Source organism: Streptosporangium sp. H13245 (assembly GCF_055690525.1).
The window spans coordinates 59,398-76,701 of the sequence record NZ_JBSZKT010000023.1 but is presented as its reverse complement, the minus strand read 5'-3'; the positions used below and the strand labels follow the sequence as shown (position 1 = coordinate 76,701).

Genomic DNA, 17,304 nt, shown 5'->3' with positions numbered 1-17,304 from the left:
GGCGAGTCCGCCGCCGTATCCCCCGGCGGGATTACCGTCCCGGACGGCGAGCAGCATGTGTGACCCAGACGTGGACTCGAACCCCTGCCGGGCCCGGTGTGGTCCGGGCCCGGCAGGCGATCACTCCACGATGCCCCACTGCGCCGGGTAGTCCGGCGGCCAGGGCTTGGTGAAGTCGAACAACCACTCACGATCGGCCGGTGGGTACTCCGTCTCGCGCCAGGCCGGCTGGCCGCCGACGACGAAGCTGCCTCCGTACCGCTCGATCATCCACGTCCACCGCTCCGAGTCCGCCTCAAGACCGTGCCGCTCGCGCAGCTCGGCGAACTCGGCCGCCGAGGCACGCCGGATGTGTAGCCCGTCCTGGTAGATGGGCTTGAGCAACATCAGCTCGACGTGGCCGATGTACACCTCGACCACCGTGGTGGTCCGGTCAACCGCCACGGCGTCGCTGCGCAACAACAACTGCCGGTGCGACGGGTCGAAGCGGACCACGCGGAAGAGCCGTCCCTCCCTGGTGAACTCCATCTCACGACCCCGGAGCCGGCGGCGGCTTCGGGGACACCCTCGTAGCCTTCCCGCCCTGGGTCATGTAGAACTCGATCGAATCCCACGTGCGCTTCTCCAGCCGGTACGCCCGGCGCAACTCGGTCATCTCCCACGCGGTCCCGAGGCCGCTGTTCGGCGTCGCCACCATCTGCCAGTTCCCCGGGGGCACCGTGTCGCCGTGCGCCAGCAGGGCCGTCAGCGCCTCGTCGGCGGTCGTGGCACCGGGAACCCCGTCCAGGCTGACGCTCACCCGGATGGAGGAATTGCTCGCCGCCTCGGTGACGGCGACCATCCAGATGGGCCGTCCGTCGCCGTTCGGGTACGGCGCGCCGAGCGCCCGGTTGTTGAAGGTGAACGAGCCCGCCAGGCCCTTGGCCAGGTTGTCGGAGTGGGGGTTGATGCCCAGGACGGCGTGGTCGCCGGCCTTGACGATGTCGGTGAGGCAGTCGTTGTGCACCAGGATCGGGGTCGAACCCGCGTACACGTAGTACGTGTGGTCGGTCTCGACCTCGAAGTTGTACACGTCGACCGGCCCGTCGTCGGCCGACACCGCCCGGACGAGGTTGGCCCGGCCGGACGGATCCTGGAGCGCGTCGCCGGGCCGGAGGTCCTGCGACTCCGTCCAGCCCTTGCCCTGGACCCAGAACCGGTGGCCCTGGCTGGCCGACAACGTGCCGCTGTCCGCGGTGATCCGCACCAGCGCGTCCACCGACCGGTGGAAGAGCTGGACGACCTTACGCAGGGTGCGTCCGCCCGTCGAGGGGTCGGCGGACCAGACCCGGTCGCCGACCCGGATGTCCTCGATCTTGCGCGGGCCGTGCTCGGTGTCGACGAGCGTGCCGGCCGGGAAGCAGCGTCCGGCCGCCAGCGCGTTGCCCGCGGCCTGCTCCAGGCCGGAGATCACCTCCGCCGGCAGTGCCGAGTACCGCAGCCGGAACAGCGCCCCGCTGAAGCCCACCCCGCTGCGCATGGCGGTACGCAGGGACAGCGCGTACGTGTACCCGGTCTTGATCACCGGCGGGATGACGATCGAGCCGATGGCCCAGGCGCAACTGGTGGTCGATCCGCCGTCCTGGCCCGACACCTTGCGCCAGCAGCTGACGTAGTCGTGCACCAGCGCCCTGCCCAGCGCCGCCAGGAAGTTGGTGACCAAGTCCTTCCCGTTGAAGTGGGTGCGCTTGGTGTAGCGGACGTCGAGCGGGCCGCTGCCGAGGTAGTCGAGCACCAGCGGCCCGGTGCAGTCGGCGATGTCCCTGTCGGGCTGGGAGCAGGTCTCCAGGTAGTAGTCCTGCGTCCCGTAGAGGTGGTACTCCAGGTTGATGTCGCACCCGTTCGTACCGGTGCAGAGATCCTCCAGGGGGGTGATGTCGTACCGGGCGTCGTCGCTCGGCAGGCTGATCAGGTTGGGTATGCCGGTCGGGCCCGCCCCCGAGGCCCGGTCGGCCTCGCGTTGCTGCTCCGCAGCCGCCTCGGCGCGTTCGGCGGCCGCTCGGGCCTCCTCGGCGAGCTCGCGGGCGCGGGCCGCGGCGGCCTCGGCGGCACTGGCGTCCGCCTCGGCCCGGGTGGCGACGTCGCGTGCGGTGGCGGCGTCGTTCTCGGCCGCGGTGGCGGCGGCACGGGCGGAGGCGGCGTCCCGCTCGGCCGCGTCGGCCGAGTCGTGGGCGTCCCTGGCGTGCCCCTCGGCGGTGTCGGCCGCCGAAGCCGCGGCAGCCGCGTCCTCGGTGGCCTGGCGGTCGTACTCGACGGTGTCGGTCTCGGCCTGCACCGCCGCCTTGGCCGCCGTCTTCGCCTCGGCCGCCGAGGTCTGGGCCCTGGCGAGCGAGGCCGCGGCCTTGGCCGCGGAGTCGGCCGCCTGGGCCGCCGCGGTGGCGGCGGCCTTGGCGTCCGCGGAGGCTCGGGCGGCCAGCGCCGCGGCCTCGGCGGCGGCCTTGGCCGCCTGTGTCGCCTTGGCCTGGGCGACGGCGGCCTGCTGGGCGGCGAGCGTCTTGGACGACTGGCCGGTCAGCACCGCCAGGCCCGCCGAGGCGTCGGTCTCCTTGTACGGGGAGCCGAGCTCGATCGCGTCGTTGGCCGGTTTGATCACCTGGGCCGCGGAGTCACGGGCGGCGACCGCCGCCTGGGCGGTGGAGTAGGCGAACCCGGCGGTGCGCACGGCACTGACGTGGGCCGCGTCGGCCTCCTTTCGCGCGGCGACGGCGTCCGCCCTGGCCGTGGCCGCCTTGGCCTTGGCGGTGTCGGCGTAGATCTTGGCCAGGCGGACGTTCTCGGCCGCGGCCTCGGAGGCGTCGATGGCGTCGGCCGCCGCCGCGTGGGCCTTCTTGACGGCCGCGTTGGTGATCGCCACGTCACGCTGGGCCGCGTCGGACGCGGCCCGGGATCGGGAGGCTGCGGCGTCGGCGCGGGTGGCCGCCTCGCGGGCGGCGGTCGCGGCCGAGGTGGCCTGGTTGGCGGCGGCGCGGGCCTCGGTGGCCGCGGCGGTCGCCCGGTCGGCCGCGGCCCGCGCCTGGGTGGCGGCGGCCCGCGCGCCCTGCGCGGCGTCGGTGCCCTCGACGGCGGCGGCGTGCGCCTCGCGAGCGGCTGCCTTGGCCGTCAGGGCGTCCCGCTCGCTCTCGGCCTGCACGGCCCTGTCGCGCGCGTTCTTCGCCTTGCTCTCGGCCTCCAGCGCCTCGTTTTTCCTCTGCGCCGCCGTACCGCCCGCCGTCTCGGCGTCGCCGAGCGCGGCGGCCGCGGCCCTTCGCTGGTCCTGGGCCCTGGTCTCCGCGGCCGCGGCGTTGGCCCGCTCCCTGGCGGCGACGTCCTTCTGCGTCTTGGCGTTGTCGCGCTCGGCCTCCGCGGTCGCCCGCTTGGCCCTGGCGTCGGCGGCGGCGTTCTTCGCCGTCAGCTCGGCGGCCTCCGCCCTGGCCTGGGCCTCCTTGGCCTTGGTGGCGTTGGTCGCGGCCTGGGCGGCCTGCGCGGCGGCCCCGTCGGCGGCGGCCTTGGCCTGCGCCGCGGCCTCCTCGGCGGCGATACGCCGGAACTCGGCCTGCGAGGCGTGCGCCTGCGTCTCGGCGAGCGCCATCAGCGTCTTGCTGTTGGCGGCCGAGGCGCGGGTGGCGTCGGAGGCGGTCTCGGTGGCCTTGGCCACGGCCTGCGCGGCGGCGGCCGAGGCCCGGGTGATCTGGACGGCCTGCTGGCCGTAGAGCAGGCCACGGCCCCGGGGCAGCCCGGCGCCGTCGGCGATGGCGTACGCGGCCTGCTGGGCCGCCACGGCCGTGGCGGCGTGCGCCTTCGCGGACTGGGCGGCCCTGGAGGCGACGAACACCCGGCCGAGCGCCATCGCCTGCGCCTTGACGATGTCGTTCTTGACCTTGGTGAACTCCGCCGCGTCCGGGAGGTCCGTCGTCTGCTTCAGCCAGTACGCCTGCCAGTCGGCGAGCCGGACCGCGACGATCGACTGGCCGAGCGCCTCGCCCAGGGCCTGGGTGGCCACCTGGAGGTCGGTGTTGGCCAGTGCCTCCTCCCTCAGGATGGTGTCACGCTGGGCGCGCTGGCCGTCGACCTCCTGCTGCCACTCCGCCGAGGCCGTGGCGAACTCGGCCGTGAGAACGTTGCGCGGGTCCTGCGGGTTGTCGGTGCTGCAGGAGGCGTAGCGCGCCTTCAGGTTCTCGACGTCGATCCGGAACTCCATGCTGTCCGGGTCGGGCGCGCTGGCCGGGAACCCCCCGGCGGACAGGAAGGCCCGCGCGTCGTCGGCGTACATGGGGTGCATGAAGGTCATGTCCAGCCAGGCGTTCCTCCCTTCGTAGTCGGGGTACGGGAAGGTGTCGGGGTAGCGGACCGAGGCGATCGCGTTGACCGCGTCCGCGGACTCCTTGCTGGCCAGCGGGGTCTGGTCCTGGTAGAAGTCGCTTTCGCTCTGCCAGAACTGGTTGGCGATCCAGCCGGACAGGCCCACCTTTCTGAACGGGCTGTCCTCCCGATCGACCCACTGGAACCCGGTGTAGGTGTAGCCGCTCGGGGGCGTGACGTCGAGGGACTCCTGCCACACGTTGCGGCGGCCGTCCAGCTCGTCCATCTTGACCGAGGCCCGGTCGCGGTCCGTCTCGTAGGCGGCGCTCAGCGGCGTCCCCTCCCAGTAATCGGGAGCGGCGGCCCGCAGCAGGTCGGCGTCGGTGCCGCCGAGCCCGCTGCGGGCGACGGCCTTCAGGTCCTGGCCGCCCTTGCGCTGTACGACGGTGAGCAGGCACAGGGCTTCGCGCACCTTGACGGCGTGGGCGAGGTCGTACTCGGCGGTGCCTGCTCCGGCATCGGCGAAGGCGGCGGCCGGGCTGATTCCCGGCAGGGGTGCGAACTGCGCGCCGGAGACGACGACGGCGGCGGAGGTTAGGGCCGCGACGGTTGCCCGAAGCCGCCCTGGAAGGGTCATATGGGAAGGCATGTCAGCCATTTCTCTGCGGCGGGGGTCGCGAGGGGGTCAGAAGAAGGCATTGAAGGCGTTCCAGCCGGAGGTGCCGATCTGGACCCGGGCGGCGAACGGGGCGGAGGAGACGCCGGTGCCCTTGAAGAGCCACAGCGCGCCGGCGGAGTCGCGGGCGATCAGGTCGGCCTTGCCGTCCCCGTTGTTGTCCCCGGTGGAGACGAGCGCGGTGTAGGCCTCCCAGCCCGCGCTCACGCTGACGCGGGTGCCCAGGATCTGGTTGGCGACGATGCTGCCCGTCCCCGGATAGAGGTAGAGGGTGCCAGTGGTGGTCCTGGCCAGCAGGTCGTTCTTGCCGTCGCCGGTGTAGTCCCCGTACCCGGCCAGGGCGTTCATGCTGTTCCAGCCCGTGCCAACCTGGGCGCGGGTCGACAGGCCCCCGTCGGAGCGTCCAGGGATGAGCCAGAGGACACCGGCCGCATCCCGCGTGATGATCTCGGGTGCGGCACTGCTGCCCATGTTGCCCGGGGTCATGATCAGGTTGTAGATGTCCATGTTCGAGGCGACGGGCATGGTCGAGGCGCCGCGCTCGGCGGTGTAGTAGAGCCAGCCGCCCATCCGGAAGAACAGGTCGTTGCGGGTACCGCTCTCGGAGGTGGTGGCGCGCAGGATCGCGGTCGCCGTGGAGAAGCCGCCGCCCAGGTCTACGGCGGGCTGCAGTCCGCCGCTGGTTCCCTTGGGCTCGTACGACAGTAGGTGGCCGTCACTGCTCCTGCGTACGAACAGGGGCAACATCGGCGCGGCGGCCGCCTGGACGGCCTGCCCTGAGGTGGCCGCCGCGGGCGCGGGCGCGAGGACCGGGCCGGCCACCGACGAGACCCCTAACAGGGCCGCCGCCAGCAGGACTCGATGGATGGAGGTGATGAACGCACTCGTCATTCGACGTAGACCTCACAGGAGCCGGGTCTTTCTTCGGCAGAAAGACGCGAACGATGATGGGAAATGTGACACCCCGTGGCCGGTAGGCCATCCCGCGAGCTCGACACTCTCCAGGTCGGCGCGGCCCTCACCTGGGGTCGCACCCGACATGAGGTCGCGCGACCGGGTGAGGTCGCGCTCGACGGAAGATCAACTTTAGGGCACCCCGTCGACACTTCTCACAGGGGGTGTGAAGGTGACAATCCCCTCAGAAGCAGCGGGTGTGTCGCATCCGGTTCCAGCGTCACCGAGCGTTCGCCGATGGAGCCAGCGCGTTCCCGCCCGCACCGGCCAGGAGGACCACGGGATCCCCCTGGGCGGGCCCGGCCCGGTGGACCCGCACGCTGCCAGCGCGGGTCTCGACGTCGATGGCGTCCACCGGCACCGGCCGCAGCTCGCCGAGCACCCGGTCGTAGACGGCGTAGTACCTGTCGCGGGCGGAGTCGCCGGTGAAAGCCGACGGCCGGTCAGGTATGCGCACGATGACCCCGTCTCCTGAATGGACGCAGTCGTATCCCAACGACGCCGAGGGCCGATCGCGAGGGCGGGGTGCGGGCCGGTCGCCCGGCCGGATCGACCGCGAAGAAGCCGTCCGGAGCACCGGCCGACCGGACAGGGCTTCGGTGTCGACCGCCGTCCGCCGATGACGCGCGGACCGGCCGGTCCCGCGGCCGAGGTGCCGGAACCGGTGGCCCGCCCCGGCCACCCGCGGCAGGTCCTTACTGGATAAGACACACATGAGGCCTCGTGAGCCAGGACAATCAGGTCACGCCCGGTGGGCGTCGCACCACTCTAAGTTTCATGACCATCCGCGGCCGCGCCCGAACCGGATGGGACTGACCTCGAACCCAAGGAGCATCACCGATGACCGATGACGATGGGCTGGGCCCGGCACGTGAGCGCACGGAAGACCTGCTGGCCGCCCTGGATCGCGGCGACATCGACGGACCCGTCGGGGTGCGCGCCATGCTCACCTACCTGGGTCGGCGCGGGGAGATCAGCGTCATGCTGGTGACGTGGGCGCAGCTGCTGGCCCTGTGCGGCCGTACCGGAGCCGAGCCCTTCGCCGACGTCGCCGCCGCCCCGTGGGTGGCGCACGCCCGCGCCATGGTGGCCGCCGCCCGCGACGCCGACGGTGACGGGGAAGAGCGGCTGCGCCCCCTCGCCGCCTCGCTCCAGAGCGTGATGACCGAGCTGGACGACGACCAGATCTGGGATCTGGCCTGGCACTCCCTGATCGAGGTCTACGCCATGCTGCAGCACGTCGGCGGCGGCGCGACCGGGCTGCGCAGGCTGCGCGCGGTGGCCCACGCCCATCAGCCGTTCGCGTCCGGGGCCCAGGGCGCGGTGCTGGCCGTGATCGTCGCCGCGCTGATGAGCGGACAGACCACCGCCGCCCACCACACGCTGACCGGGGTGCTGGAGGATCCGGTCGACGGCCCGCGCGTCGCGTCCGAGGCGGTCGACGCCTGGGTGGCGCTGGCCGCCGAGACGATGATCTCCCCCGGCTCCACCCTGATGCTGCTGGATGACGGCGTGCCCCAGGCCATGCTCGACACCCGGACGCTCACCGGGGACGAGCTCAGTGCCGAGACCGACGAGGTCAGCCGCGGCGCGGCCCTGATGGCGATCGCGGCGCGGGCGATCGCCGCCCTGCGGGCCGGTGACGCGGACCCGCTGCGCGAGCTCACCAAGGTGTCCGAGGCCGACCGGATGCTGCTGGCCTGGCACCTGGCCGGCACCGTGGCCACGCTGCTGAGCCGGACGGAGCGATAGCCGCCGGTACGGCGTTCGGTTCGACGACGACCTCGCCCAGGGCGTACCCGAGGGCCTGGGCGACGACGTCGGCCAGGCCCTCGGGTACGCCGGTTCGGTACTCGGCGGGCGGCGCGGTGCCGGACATCACGGCGAACGGCGGGCCGGGGCGGGCGGCGCTTTCCCTCAGGGGTGGCCGACGATGAGGCGCAGCGAGCCGACGAACTCCGGCTGGTCGCGTAGCGCGCCGTACCTGGCGTCCCAGGCGCCGGAGGCGAGGTCGTCCCCGAGGCGCTGGATGCCGCGGGCCTCGGCGTCGGCGTCGACGAAGCCCCACGCCGACTGCGAGGCTCGGACCCTCGGGTCCAGGAAGCGTTCCGGGCGGGCGTAGTAGGCCTCGGTGAAGCCGTCGACGCAGTCGATCGGGATCGGCACCGCGAGGACCTCGCCGTCGCGGCCGATCAGGGAGCGGACGGTCTCGACCGGCGGGTATCTGCGCCGTTCGGCGGCGATGAGCTCGGGGACGTACTCGGCCAGCCACAGCAGGTCCAGGGCGTCGCCGTCGAAGGTCAGCACCACCACCGGGCCCCTGGCCACCCGCCGCAGCTCGCCCAGTCCTCGTACGGTGTCCGACCACTGGTGGACGGTGACGGTGGCCATCGCGGCGTCGAAGGAGTCGTCGTCGAACGGCAGCCGTTCGGCGACCGCGTCGAGCGCCGGGACCGCGGTCGCGGGACGTTGCGCCCGCATGGCGGCCGAGGGCTCGACGGCCACCACGTAGCGGTCGTCGGGTTCGTAGGAGCCCGCCCCGGCGCCGACGTTGACGACGCTACGGGCGTCGCCCAGCGCGGCGTGGACGAGGGCGGCGATGCGCGGGTCGGTACGGCGCTGGACGGCGTATCCGTGGCCGTGGGTGTCGTAGTCGAAGTCTCCGGCGGGAGCGGTGGTCATCGAGGTCGTCCCTTCGGTGTTCTCGTGCCGGGCACGCGTTCGGGTCCGGCGCGCTCGGCCGATCACGCGTGCTCTTCTGGAGCCCGTCCGGAGTCCGGAGCTCAGGAACCGATGTAGACCCAGGCGTGCACGCCCGAGGCCAGCCTCACCGGCACCCGGCGGTAGTCGGCCACCTCGTAGTCGTCGGCGGCGGCCAGTTCGGCGTCGGTGATCGCGAACACCGTTCCCTCGACGGCGTCGGAGGGGTCGCCCGTCGCGCGCACGATCGGGTGACGGGCGGCGCCGCTGACCGCGACGACGCCGGGGTCGGTGATCTCCACCGTCGTCAGCGTGTAGCCGGGCAACAGGTCCGGGCTGCCGTCCAGCTCGCGGCCGAAGGTGGACAGCTGCACCTCGCGCTGGCGCAGCGTCCCGTAGGAGAACAGGTACGTGCGACCCTGTGCGCTTTCTGACAACGGACGCCCCCTTTTTTTCCCGTGCTGGGATGAACCCCTTTTTCCGTGCCGGGGTGAGCCCCCGCCCGCCGAAGTCTAGAACGCGGCCGATCACCACCCGGCGGCCGGACCGGCCCCCTCCGCGTTCCTCCACGAAGCCGCCCGCGGACGGACCGGCCTCCACCCGATGCGCACCGGGGAGCCGGAGGCCGACCTCGCCCCGCTCCCCGGCGGCCCGCCGTATCTCGCGCGAGGCGCTCCGCCGGAACACGGCCCGGGAATCAGAGCCTGGGGTCGGAGCCCCGGGGCGGGGAGATCGGGACCGGCGTCGGCACCTGCCGGGGCGGGCTGGACGTCTCGCCGCCGTACGGCATCTCCCACCAGCTCTCCAGCATGGGCACGTCGACGGTGTCGAGGCGCTCGCCCGGCCGGGGAACGGCGATGCGGACGCCGCGGGCCTTCGCCTCGCGCCACAGGCGGTCGACCGGCTCGGCCCACGGGTGCGTGGCGAGGGCGAAGGTCGCCCAGTGGACCGGGAGGAGCAACCCGCCGCCCAGGTCGAGGTGGGCGTTGACCGCCTCCTCGGGATCCATGTGGATGTCGGGCCAGGCCGCGTTGTAGGCGCCGATCGGCATGAGCGTGAGGTCGAACGGGCCGTGCGCGGCGCCGATCCTCGCGTAGCCGTCGAAGTATCCGGAGTCGCCCGCGTAGAAGACCCTCTTCTCTCCGGCCGCGATCACCCAGGAGCCCCACAGGGTGTCGTTCCGGTTGAAGGTGCGGCCGGAGAAGTGGCGGGCGGCGGTGGCGACGAACCGCAGTCCCGCGACGATCGCCTCCTCCTCCCAGTCGAGCTCGATGATCCGCGCGGCGGGCACGCCCCACCGCTCCAGGTGGGCGCCGATGCCCAGCGGCACCAGGAACGGGGCGGCCTGCAGCGCGGTGAGCCCGCGGACCGTCGCGCGGTCGAGGTGGTCGTAGTGGTCGTGCGAGATGACGATCGCGTCGAGCGGCGGAAGGCCCGCCAGCGGCCCCGGCACCGGGTGCAGGCGCCGCGGGCCGACCAGCTGGGAGGGCGAGGCGCGCCTGCTCCACACCGGATCGACGAGCACGCGGCGGCCCTCGATCTCCAGCAGCGCGGTCGCGTGGCCGTACCAGATGACGCTCAGCCCCGCCGGGGACGGCCCTCCGGCCGGGGAGGTCACCACCGGGATAGGCACGGCCGGGCGGCGCTCCTCGCGGTTACGGAACATGTTCCAGGCGATCTCCCGCGCGCTCTGCGGGGAGGGGACGAAGCCGCCGGGCATGGAGTTGCGGAAGACGCCGTCGTGGAACTGCGGCGAGCGGCGCATCCGCTCCAGCCGCTCCCCCTCCGCCTTGCCCCCGAGCTCCGCGGGGATGTCCTTCAGCACCCACCCGGCGGCGGCCAGCGCCAGCCCACCCGCGAGGAGACGCCCGATCGATCTGCTGCCCGCCATGCGGTTCACGCTCCTGAAGTCGCCCGTGCCTGCAGAACGATCTCGGCTCCGCCGGTGTTCCCGTTACGCTCTGGGCGAGAGCGGTCATCCGGACCACGAGGACACACGGGTACGGAAGCCCCCTTCACGGAGCGAAACACCGCCTGAAACCGTGCCGCCACCCGCGTCGCGTGACACGAACCGTGAAGGGCGTCGCGTGCGCGTCTCCCGGCCGCGAAGAGCGTCGCGGGGCGCCGGGGAGCGGGCACCGGCGGATAACGCGGTCACACGTCTAACACGATCACGCGTCACGCGTTACCGGAAGCGGAGGGCCTCACGGGGCGAGATGCCGCTCGACGGTGGCGACCTTGGTCTCCAGGCGGCCACCCGGCCCCTCGCGGATGTCCGCCTTGAGGACGAGGCTGACCCGCCCGGCGCGGGCCTCGACCGCCGCGACGGCGTCCTTGACGACGGTCATGACCTCGTCCCAGGTCTCGCCCTCGACCGTGGTGAACATGGCGTCGGTCCTGTTGGGCAGGCCGGAGGCGCGGACGACGCGCACCGCCTCGGAGACGAGCTCGCCGACATCCTCCCCCGCTCCGATGGGGGTCACGCTGAACGCCACGAGCACCGACATGTATCACCCTTTCCCCGAATCCCCGCGTCTCTCCCCACGCACCCTAGTTTCCGGCCGGACCGGCGGGCAATCCGGCCGTACGGGGACCTGTGACGCCGTACCGGACGGGGTGAGGTGGGCAGAGCGGCGGTGGCGCGAGAACCGATGGGACGTCGCCGGGGGCGCGGTCTCCGGAACGGGCGTGGAGGCGGGCGGAGCGACGGTGAGGGCCGGAGGTCGCCGGGGGCATGGAGACGCGGAGGCCGGTGGGAGGTCAGAGGTCGCCGGGGATGACGGTGGCGCGGTCTCCGAGGCGGGCGGTGCCGGGACGGGTGACCCGCATGATCACGCCGAACTTGTTCTCGTGCTCGCCGATCAGCCATCTCTGCAGGTCAGGCCAGCGCTCGCGCCCCTCGGGGTCCCAGCTGGGCACGACGCACCTGATGCAGGGTCCCGCGTAGTCGCCGGTGACGGTGAGTTCGGCCTCGCCCGCGGTGACCGTGGTGCCGGGCGCCCAGCCCTCCTCGTCGAACGCGGGCATGTCGGTCGCGAGATGCAGGTTGGGCCGGAACCTGAGCAGGTCCACCGGCCTGCCGAGCTCGTCGCCCAGGGCCGCCAGGGACGCCTCGAAGGTGACCAGCACGGTCGGGCCCCGGTCCTGCTGCCCGTCGGCGGCGCGCAGGCTCAGCGGCTGGCCCAGCGACTCCGCCAGCGCGTCCACCAGACCGGGGGTGTCCCAGTCCCACATGACGCCGTCCGGTCCGGTCAGCGTCGGCGCGTCGCCGTCCCTCCCGGAGCCGCCCCCGGAGGAACCGCTCTCCGGGGGGCGGTAGGCGGCGTGCCAGTGCAGCATCTCCGCCCGTCGTCGTACGGTCAGCACCCGGCCCTCGTGGTTCGCCCGCTCGTCGACGAGCGAGTAGGCCCGGTCTCCGGCCAGTCCGCGATCGTCGAAGCGCGCCTCACGGAGTTCCTCGCCCCGCAGCGACTTCACCGGCCACCGGAGGATCCGATGAACCATACCGAAATATGACGTCATACTATAAAAGTAGCGATCATGGAGTCATGAAGGTACAAATGCCGCGCACTGTCACGGAGGCCGAGGCCGTCCAGGACGAGCTGAGGGCCCTGCTCGACCTGACCGGTCCCGGACCCCTCCGGCCCGCCAGGATCGCGGGAGTGGACGTCGCCTACGACAGGGACCGGCTGGCGGCGGCGGTGACCGTCCTGGACGGGACGACGCTGGAGACGGTCGAAGAGGTCACCGTGGCCGGGAGGGTGACCTTCGAGTACGTCCCCGGACTGCTCGCCTTCCGCGAGGTCCCCGCGCTGCTGGACGCCCTTGGACGGCTGTCCACGGCCCCCGACCTGGTCGTCTGCGACGGGTACGGCCTGGCGCACCCGCGCCGCTTCGGCCTGGCCTGCCACCTCGGCGTGCTCACGGGACTGCCCACGATCGGGGTCGGCAAGACCGCCTTCGTCGGCACCTACCCCGAACCCGCGCCCGAACGGGGCTCCTGGACCGACCTGACGCTGGACGGCGACGTCGTCGGCCGCGTGCTGCGCACCCGGGACGGGGTCAAACCCGTCTTCGTCTCCACCGGTCACCGCGTCGACCTCGACACCGCCTGCCACAACGTGCTGAACCTGACGCCCCGCTACCGCCTCCCCGAGACCACCCGCGCCGCCGACCGTCTCTCACGACGAGCCCTGGCCGAGAACTGTCGTACGGACCTGGTTGGATCCGCTCAGCACGACAAGATGGGATAAAAGTGGGCGAAGACGAGTGGGCCGAGGACGCCGACGCGTGGCGCGACACCAACCTGGCGCAGATTCGCCAGCGGCTGGCGAACGGGTTCGACCCCGGACGGCGGCTGCCGTGGCTGCGCACGACCCCCCTGCACCAGGCCGCCCAGGAGGGCGCCACCCAGGTGATCGAGCTGCTGCTGGCGTCGGGCGTGGAGGTCGATCCCGTCGACGCCGACGGCGCCACTCCGCTGTGGGAGGCCGTCCGCCACGGCTGGGACGACGCCGTACGCGTCCTGCTCGCCGCGGGCGCCGACCCCTGGCGGCCGTGCATCGCGGGCCGCTCCCCCGGCGGCCAGGCCCTTTTCACCGAGATGGCCGGACTGTTCGACCACCTGCCGGGGGCTCCCAGCGTCAGCCCCAGGTTCCGCGAGCTCCAGGAGACCGTCGACGCGATGATGTTCTCGTACGAGGACTACAACGAGGAGCTGTGCGTGGCCTTCGTCGGCGAGGTGCCGGAGGACGAGGTCATCCGGCGTCTGGGCGCCGCGCCGGAGTCGTGCCCGCCGATGGGGACCGGTGAGCTGCGGGACGCGGAGCAGTCCTCCGCCGTGGAGGTCCTGCGCGTGGCCAGCCCGCCGGGGGGCGGGGTGGCGCTCTTCCAGTCCGGCGGCATCCTGCCGGTGCGCGACGGGGTCGGCCGGGCGGTCACCTCGGGCGGCGGGGTGCTGGCCGGGGCGTTCCCGTCCACCAGCCCGTCGGTCGACATCTGGCGGGACGGGCTCCCCGCGGGACGGCCCTCGGTCCACGAGCAGCTCTCCGACGACAGCATGGTCGAGCTGTGGATGTGCCGTTTCGGCGACTGCGGCGCCCACCCCTCCACCGCCACCGAACGCGCCCTGGGCCTGATGACCCTGCTGACTTCCACCTACATCACCGAGGAGTGGCTGTGGAGCGCTCCGATGAGGCTGGTCCCGGTCATGCTGCGGTGACAGGACCGGGCGGGTCCACGGGAGGTTCGCGACGGGTCCGCTGTGGTCCGCACTGACTCCACGACGGATCTGTGGTGATTCCGCCGTGGGTCCACACTGGCTCCGCAACGGGTCCGTGGTGACTCCGCGGGGCCCCCGTTGTAGGTCCGCTGTTGGTCCGGAGTGGGTAGAGTCGCACGACGATGAGAAAGCACACGATCACCGCCCTGTGGGAAGAGGTCCCCGACGACGCCGACGACCTCGTCCTGGTGCGCGGTGGGTTCCGGGTCTATCTGTGCGTGTGCGGCAGGCAGCTGGCCGACCGGGCGGCGGCGGAGTCGCACGCGTCGGAGACCGACCAGTGCACCACCTGCTTGGGCACCTCCGTCGAGGACATCGTGCCCGGCTTCTCCCAGCAGTGCACCGCCTGCGCCGGGACCGGCCGACGCAGGGCTCAGCTGACCTGGCAGCTCGCCCAGCTCGAGGCCGAGTCCGTGATCACCATTGAGATCGTCCGCGGCCTGATCGCCGGTCTCACCGGGCCGTTCCGGCTCTCCCAGGTGGCCGACCTGGTCCGCGAGACCCTCCATCTCCCGGTGGGCCGCCTGCCGGTCGGCCCACGCGTCCGCGACATCCTGCGCGGCCTGGAGGCGAAGGGCGAGCTCGTGCTGATCTCCGCCCCCGACGAACTACTCCGCGGCACCTCCGTCATGCTCTACCGCGACCCCTACTGGGAACACGCCACCGGCTGAACCCGGCCGGGAGGAGTCGTTCACCGGTCGGCCCGTCACGGCCCCGGCGGCACTGTTCAGAAGCCGACGATGCTCAGGCACGCCAGCAGGGGGTGTTCCGCCCCGCTGCCGAAGCACGCGGCGAGCGCGTAGCCGACGGCGGCCTCCTCCGGGCTCGGCGGGGCGACCCACTCGGCCCTGACCTCGCCGTCGGCGATGGTGGTGAGGTTTCCGAGGTGGTGCTCGCCACGGAAGAGGGAGCTGGACTCCTCGGAGGTGGGTATCAGGGTGTAGACGATCCCCTCGTGGTCCACCTCGGCCCGGTAGGAGTGGCGCGTGACGCGCCCCGGCCCCGGGCGCAGCGGGACCTCGGTGCCGTCGAGGGTCATGGTCAGGTGTTCGGGGCCCCGGGTGCCGATGGGAATGTGCCGCTGCGCGGCGGCCTCGGCCGATCGGCGCACGACGACCGTGGGAATCGCGTCACCCTCGACCCTCACGCTGCCGCCGTCCCGATCCAGCGTGAGCGTCAGCTCTCCCACGGCCGCGTCGGTGATCTGTGTCTCCATGACTGCCAGTATGCGAGCTTTTCGCGCCGCCCTGCCGCGGAACCCTCGCCCTGCCCCTCCCGCGTGGCCTCAGGCCGCGTGGCCCGCGTACTCGTCGAAGCGCCGGAGCATCGCGGCCAGCATCAGCGGGAACATCGCCACGTGGGCGATCGTCATGAGCGCCCCGGCGTCGATGAGGCCCAGCCAGAGCAGCGGGAAGAGCGGCACGACGGGGACGAACATGGCGGCGCACATCTCCAGGGTGGGAGCCCAGCCGTGGCCCCGGTACCGCATCCAGGCGGCCATGCCGACGGACATGTCGAACGCCATGAGCAGGTAGGCGAGCTCGGGCTGCCGGTCGTGGGAGAAACCGAGCCCGGCGGCCGACAGGAGCATCCCGAGAACGATCATCCCGGCGAACATCGCGACGACCATCTCGACGTAGTGCCGGGCGAAGCGGCCCCACCGGCGGCGGGCGGTCGGTGCTGTCTGTGTCATGGCCCAACTGTGTCGCCGTACCGGTCACGTGCCAAGGAGGGCGGTCACGCGGGTCCGGAAACCTGGGATCCCTGTCCTTTCCCGCATGGTCGCCTCACGATTGGACGCCGCGTCGCCGCCGTTCGTCCGGGGGATCGCCCGGCGGTCAGGAACTGGAACTGGAGGCGGACACGTAGGTGACCATCGAGGGGTGGTCGACCTGGGTGGTGCCGTTGTAGCAGGTGACGTACCGGATGTTCACGGAGACGGGGAAGGTGGGGTAGGACTCCCAGGGGGTGTACAGGTTGCAGAACTCGGGCCCGTAGCCGAAGGCGGTGACCTGGACGTTGTCCCGGTATCCGCCGGTGACGTCGCCGAAGACCACGTTCGCGCGGCCGATCCCCACGTGGTCGATCCGGATGCCCCCTCCCCGGGAGTTGTGACTGACGGCCGCCGGTGTCGGCCGGTAGCTGCCCACCCTGTCGGGCTCGTTGTTGAAGGTGTAGGCGAAGCGGTAGTACGGGAGGGTCGCGACGACGGAACGCTCGCGGTGGTAGGTCAGGCTCCACCCGGTGTCGAGCGGCACGTCGGCCGCGTCGTGACATTTCACCGTGATTCTCTGCTCGGCGGCCGAGGGGCCCCACCCGCCCAGCTTGCAGCGGGCGGGAACCGCCGGATCGACCGCCGTGACCTGGATGTTCCCGGCGTAGCCCGCCGAGCCGAGCCCCGGCAGGGTGACCTGCCATATTCCGGGGGACGAGGAGACCCGGACGGAGTTCGCCGCGCCCGGTGCCGATGAGTTGAACTGCCCGGCCACCGCGGAGCCGTTCCAGTGCACGTAGCCGAACGCCGCGGGCGCGCGCAGCACCTCGGTGCTGCGCCCGAAGGCGACGGAGAACGGGGTGAAGACCGGGGTCCCGCCGTAGCGGTAGCACTGCACCGCCACGATCTCGTCGGCGCCCGACTGCCGCCACTCCTGGACCTGGCACCAGTCGGCGGATCGGGATATCGCCGTGACGTGGGCGACTCCCCCGGAGGCGAGGCCGATCTGCGGGAATTTCACGAACACCTGGCCGGGTCCTCCCGGGGACGCCTCGGCCTTGAGCCCGGCCGGCCACGAGCCTCCCTGGTGGGCTCCGTCCACCACGGAGGAGCTCCTGACGTACGCGTACCCCCACTGCCAGGGGAGGGCCGCCTCGGCGCTCGCGACGGCGGTGGAGACGACGGCGGGGGGAAGCCCGGCCGCGAACATGACGGCGAGCACGACGGCGACGCGGAGAACTCGTGGGATCACTTGCCGGAACTGGCGCATGTCGTCCTTGATCGACGTGGGGCGGATGGCCGCGAGCAGCCGGGACAGAGTGGTGGATCGCGGAGGGTCCACGGGGGCTTGGAAGGCGAGCGACGACCGGGGACCGGTGAGCGCGTCACGGAGAGTCCGACGAAGGGTGGAAGGCGGGCGACGGCCGGGGGGCCGGTGCGGAGGGGCTGACGGGTGGTGGAGGTGGTGGGGCGCACGTGCCCCACGGCTCTTGATAACCCGCGGCCGGGCCCTTGAGAAGACCCAATCTTGCGGGAATTCCCGACTCTGGTAATCCCGCCGAGTCATGAATCATTGGGCCCGATCCCGCCCGCCCGAGGACGCTCCCGCGCAGGTGAGAGCCCTGTTCGAGGGTCCACACCGGTACGCGTACCAGCCCATAT

16 protein-coding genes are annotated in these 17,304 nt (G+C 72.3%); 4 read left to right on the top strand and 12 right to left on the bottom strand.

Translation table 11 applies throughout. The features are described 5' to 3' along the window. Positions 1 to 120: 120 nt before the first annotated feature. The 4 genes from ACW9TB_RS26670 to ACW9TB_RS26655 form a co-directional block, all read right to left on the bottom strand. A complete protein-coding gene (locus ACW9TB_RS26670; RefSeq protein WP_472750801.1) occupies positions 121 to 528 on the bottom strand; it encodes a hypothetical protein in 408 nt (135 codons plus the stop codon). Between the two features lies 1 nt (position 529). Beyond that, positions 530 to 4,954 carry a polymorphic toxin type 27 domain-containing protein gene (locus tag ACW9TB_RS26665; protein WP_472750800.1) on the bottom strand — a complete coding sequence of 1,475 codons (4,425 nt, stop codon included), beginning with the start codon at positions 4,952 to 4,954 and terminating at the stop codon, positions 530 to 532. 48 nt (positions 4,955 to 5,002) lie between these two features. Then, complete coding sequence (locus tag ACW9TB_RS26660) at positions 5,003 to 5,884, bottom strand: FG-GAP-like repeat-containing protein (protein ID WP_472750799.1); 882 nt, start codon at positions 5,882 to 5,884, stop codon at positions 5,003 to 5,005. Between the two features lie 283 nt (positions 5,885 to 6,167). Continuing rightward, positions 6,168 to 6,404, bottom strand: a complete 237-nt coding sequence (locus ACW9TB_RS26655; protein WP_472750798.1) for a hypothetical protein — start codon at positions 6,402 to 6,404, stop codon at positions 6,168 to 6,170. A 383-nt stretch (positions 6,405 to 6,787) separates the two neighbouring features. On the opposite strand from ACW9TB_RS26655, the gene ACW9TB_RS26650 reads away from it, so the two are divergent. Further along, positions 6,788 to 7,699: a hypothetical protein gene (locus ACW9TB_RS26650; protein WP_472750797.1), complete on the top strand. Its 912-nt coding sequence runs from the start codon at positions 6,788 to 6,790 to the stop codon at positions 7,697 to 7,699. Between the two features lie 165 nt (positions 7,700 to 7,864). Here the strand turns inward: ACW9TB_RS26650 and ACW9TB_RS26645 are convergent, their stop codons facing one another. The 5 genes from ACW9TB_RS26645 to ACW9TB_RS26625 all read right to left on the bottom strand — a co-directional run bounded on the left by ACW9TB_RS26645 (position 7,865) and on the right by ACW9TB_RS26625 (position 12,151). Continuing rightward, the gene (locus ACW9TB_RS26645) at positions 7,865 to 8,629 is read right to left on the bottom strand and encodes a class I SAM-dependent methyltransferase (RefSeq protein ID WP_472750796.1); all 765 of its coding nucleotides are present in this window, start codon (positions 8,627 to 8,629) and stop codon (positions 7,865 to 7,867) included. Positions 8,630 to 8,730: 101 nt separating this feature from the next. Beyond that, positions 8,731 to 9,084: a gamma-glutamylcyclotransferase family protein gene (locus tag ACW9TB_RS26640; protein WP_472750795.1), complete on the bottom strand. Its 354-nt coding sequence runs from the start codon at positions 9,082 to 9,084 to the stop codon at positions 8,731 to 8,733. A gap of 260 nt (positions 9,085 to 9,344) precedes the next feature. Beyond that, positions 9,345 to 10,538: an MBL fold metallo-hydrolase gene (locus tag ACW9TB_RS26635; protein ID WP_472750794.1), complete on the bottom strand. Its 1,194-nt coding sequence runs from the start codon at positions 10,536 to 10,538 to the stop codon at positions 9,345 to 9,347. Between the two features lie 313 nt (positions 10,539 to 10,851). Then, the gene (locus ACW9TB_RS26630) at positions 10,852 to 11,154 is read right to left on the bottom strand and encodes a thiamine-binding protein (RefSeq protein WP_472750793.1); all 303 of its coding nucleotides are present in this window, start codon (positions 11,152 to 11,154) and stop codon (positions 10,852 to 10,854) included. Positions 11,155 to 11,407: 253 nt separating this feature from the next. Continuing rightward, entirely contained in the window at positions 11,408 to 12,151 is a 744-nt protein-coding gene (locus ACW9TB_RS26625; protein WP_472750792.1) for an MOSC domain-containing protein, read from the bottom strand. Positions 12,152 to 12,207: 56 nt separating this feature from the next. Between ACW9TB_RS26625 and ACW9TB_RS26620 the strand changes: the two genes are divergently transcribed. From ACW9TB_RS26620 to ACW9TB_RS26610, 3 genes are all read left to right on the top strand, one after another. After that, the gene (locus ACW9TB_RS26620; protein ID WP_472750791.1) at positions 12,208 to 12,900 is read left to right on the top strand and encodes an endonuclease V; all 693 of its coding nucleotides are present in this window, start codon (positions 12,208 to 12,210) and stop codon (positions 12,898 to 12,900) included. A 2-nt stretch (positions 12,901 to 12,902) separates the two neighbouring features. Next, on the top strand, positions 12,903 to 13,868 hold the full coding sequence (locus ACW9TB_RS26615; RefSeq protein WP_472750790.1) for an ankyrin repeat domain-containing protein: 966 nt from the start codon (positions 12,903 to 12,905) through the stop codon (positions 13,866 to 13,868). Between the two features lie 182 nt (positions 13,869 to 14,050). Next, entirely contained in the window at positions 14,051 to 14,599 is a 549-nt protein-coding gene (locus tag ACW9TB_RS26610) for a hypothetical protein (RefSeq protein ID WP_472750789.1), read from the top strand. 56 nt (positions 14,600 to 14,655) lie between these two features. Here the strand turns inward: ACW9TB_RS26610 and ACW9TB_RS26605 are convergent, their stop codons facing one another. The 3 genes from ACW9TB_RS26605 to ACW9TB_RS26595 form a co-directional block, all read right to left on the bottom strand. Continuing rightward, entirely contained in the window at positions 14,656 to 15,144 is a 489-nt protein-coding gene (locus tag ACW9TB_RS26605) for a hypothetical protein (protein ID WP_472750788.1), read from the bottom strand. Positions 15,145 to 15,213: 69 nt separating this feature from the next. Next, positions 15,214 to 15,621, bottom strand: a complete 408-nt coding sequence (locus tag ACW9TB_RS26600) for a hypothetical protein (protein WP_472750787.1) — start codon at positions 15,619 to 15,621, stop codon at positions 15,214 to 15,216. A gap of 145 nt (positions 15,622 to 15,766) precedes the next feature. After that, positions 15,767 to 16,984, bottom strand: a complete 1,218-nt coding sequence (locus tag ACW9TB_RS26595; RefSeq protein WP_472750786.1) for a hypothetical protein — start codon at positions 16,982 to 16,984, stop codon at positions 15,767 to 15,769. Positions 16,985 to 17,304: the final 320 nt, after the last annotated feature.